At 38.6% G+C, this 5,080-nt stretch carries 4 protein-coding genes; 3 read left to right on the forward strand and 1 reads right to left on the reverse strand.

The window, feature by feature from the left end; all coding sequences use genetic code 11:
* Positions 1–136: 136 nt before the first annotated feature.
* Positions 137–1,120, forward strand: coding sequence for an NAD(P)H-quinone oxidoreductase (locus tag BKK50_RS08095; RefSeq protein ID WP_077417064.1), 984 nt, complete (start codon positions 137–139; stop codon positions 1,118–1,120).
* A 69-nt stretch (positions 1,121–1,189) separates the two neighbouring features.
* On the opposite strand, the gene BKK50_RS08100 is transcribed toward BKK50_RS08095, so the two are convergent.
* Positions 1,190–1,504: a DUF5389 family protein gene (locus BKK50_RS08100; RefSeq protein WP_077417066.1), complete on the reverse strand. Its 315-nt coding sequence runs from the start codon at positions 1,502–1,504 to the stop codon at positions 1,190–1,192.
* Positions 1,505–1,637: 133 nt separating this feature from the next.
* On the opposite strand from BKK50_RS08100, the gene BKK50_RS08105 reads away from it, so the two are divergent.
* Positions 1,638–4,124: a class I adenylate cyclase gene (locus BKK50_RS08105; protein ID WP_077417069.1), complete on the forward strand. Its 2,487-nt coding sequence runs from the start codon at positions 1,638–1,640 to the stop codon at positions 4,122–4,124.
* Positions 4,125–4,265: 141 nt separating this feature from the next.
* Positions 4,266–4,895, forward strand: a complete 630-nt coding sequence (locus tag BKK50_RS08110) for a response regulator (protein ID WP_077417071.1) — start codon at positions 4,266–4,268, stop codon at positions 4,893–4,895.
* Positions 4,896–5,080 lie beyond the last annotated feature (185 nt).

A 5,080-nucleotide genomic window follows, 5' to 3' on the forward strand; every position in this document is an offset into this window, starting at 1 on the left:
GTTTAAATAACAAGGAGTTTATCAAAAGAAGCAGTGGATCACTTTTCGATGATCTTAATGCATCCAACTGGTGCATTTTTGCCTGATCATTAACCCTTTGTATAAAGGTAGAAAAAAAGAAAGGTAGTGAAATGTTATGAACCAAATGAAACGTATCAATATGCGCTCACCCGGTGAGCCTAGCGTATTATTTATTGAAAACGCAGAGATTCCTGAGCCTAAATCGGATGAATTACTTATCAAGGTTGCCTTTGCCGGGGTTAATCGCCCGGATGTGATGCAGCGTCAAGGGGTGTATCCTATGCCGAAAGGGGTCACCCCAATTATGGGGTTGGAATTATCGGGTGAAGTGGTGAAAGTGGGGGAAAAGGTTCAACATTTTAACCTGGGTGATCATGTTTGTGCCTTAACCGATGGCGGCGCTTATGCGCAATACTGCGTGGTGAAAGCGGCGCAAACACTCCCCATTCCACAAGGGTATAGCTTGCAAGATGCTGCGATGTTACCGGAAACCTTTTTCACGGTTTGGGCAAATCTTTTTATGAGAAAACAGATGAAAAAGGGCGAATCGTTATTGGTTCATGGTGGGACGAGTGGGATTGGCATCACCGCTTTAGCGATTGCGAAAAGTTTGGGTATAAAAACCTTCTCTACGGTGGGCAATGCAGAAAAATGCCATGTGGTGGAACAACTTGGCGCAACGGCAATTCATTATAAAACAGAAAATTTTGTCGAGGTGATTCGGCAATATCAAGAGGGCGTTGATGGAATATTAGATCTTGTCGGGGCTCGATATTTTGATCAAAACCTTGAAATCTTGAATAAAGATGGTCGAATGTTTCTCATCGGTTTTATGGGTGGCGCTATTGCTAAAGAGGTCGATTTGCTCAAAATTGCAGTAAAAAGAGCGATCATCACCGGTTCGACCATGCGTGGTCGAACGAGTGAGGAAAAAGCAGAAATTGCTCAATCCTTATTAGAAAATGTATGGAAAAAACTTACCAAAGGTGAAATTGATAAGCCTATTTTACATCAGTGCTATGATTTTAATGCAGTACAGGAAGCACATATTGAAATTGATAAAGGTACACACATAGGAAAAATTTTATTGGCGTTTTAATGTTGCTACTAAAGTGCGGTTTATTTTTGCAGTATTTTTACTCGTTCTTAATTATTTGTGTTGGTGATATTATGTTGCACTTACCAGACAGATATAACTAAAAAAACTGTAAAAAATGACCATACTTGCCATAAGTAATCGTGCTGCAAACTTCGGAAATTTAGTATGCAATTTGTAAAGTAGGCGTGCAACAATAGTAAGGATAAAGGGGTAGATCCAAAAAAAGGTGGAAAATAGATTAATTTGCCCTTCGGTTAATACCGGGTTTTTAGAAAAACCGGTAGAAACCAGTAAAGCAAGTGGCCAAAGTAAAATAGGCATACAAAAAATGGCAAGTCCCCAAGCGAATCTGCTAAATTTTGTTGGCATAGATGAAGGTTTCATAATTTAAGTTTTATGGTGGAAGAGGGAGTGGGGAATATAGCAAATGTTGACAAAGTTGGGTAGCTATTCTTTGCTTTCATCTGTTTGAAGTGGTACAGTATTGCCAATTTTTTCTATCCGGTAGGATACCGTATTGAAATACGATCTCAATCGGGCAAGAAAATACGTCGAAAACCTTGATAAACGCCGTTTGGAACGTGCGTTATTGGGAGCCGGTGATGGATTGCAGCACGTATTATCTTTGCTCCCTTTATTACTTCAACTAAACTATCCACACTTACCCGGTTATGTGGTGCAATCTCCTTGCGGTATTGCCGGATTTTGTTTATCAGATTATCAGCAACAATTTCTTTTAGCTGAATATCCGACCTCTTATGATCAAATTAAACAGAAAATTTATTGCGCAAATTCTCCTATTTTAGGCTTGTATGTGATGGGGAGTTTTGGCTCCATTAGTCAAACGAGTCATTCTGATTTAGATACTTGGATTTGCCATCGTGAAGATTTAACGGAAGACGAGAGAGATTTGCTTGCTCAAAAAGCGCAAAAAATTAAAGTATGGGCGATGCAGTTTGATGTGGAAATTAACTTCTATTTGATGGATCAGCAACGTTTTCGTAAAACCCATCATGCGGATTTACTCACTAATGAAAACAGTGGTTCGGCACAATATATGTTACTACTTGATGAGTTTTATCGCTCAGCGGTGCGTTTAGCAGGAAAACCTTTGCTCTGGCTGCATTTGTGGGTGGATGATGAAGTGGATTACGAAAAAGAGGTCGAAAAACGAATAAGGGACGGAGAGCTTGATCCGCAAGATTGGGTAGATTTTGGTGGCTTAGGGCAATTCTCAGCGAAAGAATATTTTGGTGCAAGTTTGTGGCAACTCTACAAAGGGATTGATTCACCTTATAAATCGGTGTTAAAAATTTTACTATTGGAGGCTTATTCCAAAGAATACCCGAATACTCGTCTTATCGCTCGTCAGTTTAAGGAAGATCTCTTTTCAGGAAATACAACCCCGGCGCATCATTTTGACCCTTATATCGCAATTTTGACAAAAGTAACGGATTATTTGACCGCACTTTCCGAGTTTAAACGTCTTGATTTTGTTCGCCGTTGCTTTTATGTCAAAGTTACGGAAGATTTAACGCTATATAAAATGAGTAATTGGCGTATAAATTATATGCGGATTTTGGCACAAGAATGGGGATGGAATGCGGACTTAATCCGCGAACTGAATCTCCGCCCGTTTTGGAAAATTAAGCGGGTTAAAGAAGCTCATGAAAACTTAGTGAAGTTCTTGATGATGAGTTATCATAGTTTGGTGAATTTTGCTCGTAAGCAAAAAATTAGCTCAAGTATGATACCGCAAGATATCAACATTCTTACTCGAAAACTTTACACCGCATTTGAGGAATTGCCGGGAAAAATCATTTTGCTTAATACTCAGATTTCCCGTAATTTATCAGAGCCTCATCTTTCTTTTTTGGAAGTCCGTGGCAATAAACACTTTAAAGACGGTTGGTATTTCGTCAATAAACCGCCAAGTGAGGTGATGTTTTCTGAAGACCGTGTTGTTGAATATAGTGAGAACTTAAACACGTTAGTGGCGTGGGCTTACTTTAACCGACTGCTTACCTCAGAAACGGAGCTACATTTATTTAGTCATTCTGTCGGCATTGATGCTTTACGAAATTTTGTCACAGATTTACGTCTTTCTTTTTCACGAACGCTAACCTCCACATACAGCAATGCTTTTACTGATTCTTGTGAAATTAGTAATATTGTTATTGCTGTGAATTTGACCGTTGATCCCACCGCCTCTATTACTGAATTTAAAGAGCATCTTTCTGCGAGTGATTTATTTAGCTTTGGTCCCTTGGAACAAAACCTTGTTGGTAGTATTGATTTTACTTATCGTAATATTTGGAATGAAATCCGTACCCTACATTTTGAAGGACCAAATGCCATCTTGATTGCCCTGAAAGTGCTATCAAATAAAATTTATCGTGGTGTCAATCATCCTCGTTCTGTACAGGTTTTTTGTTATAGCCAACACTATCGCCGAGCATTACGTAATCTTGTTAGTGGGGTAGTGAATCGCTGCATTAGTATCCGTTTAGGAGAGAGTCAAATGCCAAGTATTCCCCGTTTACGTGTGGCAGGGAAAAACTGGCAATTTTTCTTTGAGGAAAGTGGTATTAGCCTGCAAGAAGTAGAAAATGATGGACAAAGTGCGGTTGATTTTGATGATGTTTTGAAAAGCCCGGTGGATGACAAAACGGAAATTCACAATGAAGATCGCCAATATCCTGCTGAGATAGATCTTTTTGCAAGTGAAGGTTTCTTGCAGTTTTTCTTTGAAGATAATAAAGATGGTACGTTCAACGTTTACTTATTGAATGAGGCTAATCACTTAGAAATTTACCGCCACTGTGATGGGGTGAAAGATGAAAAAGTGAAAAAAATTAATCAACTTTATCAAGTATCAGGAGAAGGGGGGGAAAACCCGTATCATATTGAATCACGTAATTTTAATTATCCACAGTTTTATCAAATTCAACATAATCATCAGGGACGAACTCGGATTCTTCCTTTCAAATATCGTCGGATTTAAATTTCATTCAAAAATCAGATTATAGTGAGATAAATCAAGTTTCAGAAGTTTCTGGCTTGGAAGGAACATTAAATCCCGATAAAATGGGTTATTCTTATGATGGATATTCAGTGTAATGTTGTCAATTACTGAGGGATAAATATGCAAGAAAAATTGAAAGTTTTGCTCATTGACGAGCATCCGTTAATGCGCCGTGGAATTAAACAGCTGCTTGAATTAGAGGAGCATTTTGAGGTGATTGCCGATGCTGGTAGCGGTTCGGAAGGTATTTCTATTGCATTGCAAACCTCTCCCGATTTGATTGTGCTCGATCTCAATATGAAAGGACTTTCAGGATTAGACACATTTAAAGGCTTGCGTTCGGAAGGGATTGATGCCCGTATTGTGATTTTGACGGTTTCAGATGCTAAAAATGATGTTTTTGCATTAATTGATGCCGGTGCTGATGGTTATCTTTTAAAAGATACTGAGCCGGATACCTTGCTTGAGCAAATAAAGCGTATTGCGCAAGGTGAGGTCATTTTAAGTAATTCAATTAAAGATTTACTGATTGAACGTGAATATCGTCAAGATCCAATAGATTCGTTAACTGAACGTGAGAAGGGAATTTTGACCCTTATTGCAACTGGTTTATCAAATAAGCAAATTGCGGGTCAGCTGTTTATTTCAGAAGAAACGGTAAAAGTACATATCCGTAATTTACTGAGAAAGTTAAATGTCCATTCTCGTGTAGCGGCAACAGTGCTATATTTTGAACACAATGGTCGATAACTTGCGTTTCGTGGAAAACACCAGTCGATCCCCAAGAGTTGGTTCACTTAAATACTGGGCGAAGCATTATGCCGAGCCCGATATTTTTTAAACTGGGATTAATTCATTTTTGATTGTAATATATCTAATGTTTTCCAATCTCAGTCTGAGATTCACTGATTAATATTATAGGGGCTGTACTAGAT

The organism is Rodentibacter rarus, assembly GCF_001998965.1.
In the GTDB taxonomy this organism is placed as follows: domain Bacteria; phylum Pseudomonadota; class Gammaproteobacteria; order Enterobacterales; family Pasteurellaceae; genus Rodentibacter; species Rodentibacter rarus.

What these genes read in the sequence shown, in the direction of transcription:
- BKK50_RS08095 (WP_077417064.1), top strand. Translation starts at nt 137, where the DNA reads ATGAACCAAATGAAACGTATCAATATGCGCTCACCCGGTGAGCCTAGC.
- BKK50_RS08100 (WP_077417066.1), bottom strand. Translation starts at nt 1,504, where the DNA reads ATGAAACCTTCATCTATGCCAACAAAATTTAGCAGATTCGCTTGGGGA.
- BKK50_RS08110 (WP_077417071.1), top strand. Translation starts at nt 4,266, where the DNA reads ATGCAAGAAAAATTGAAAGTTTTGCTCATTGACGAGCATCCGTTAATG.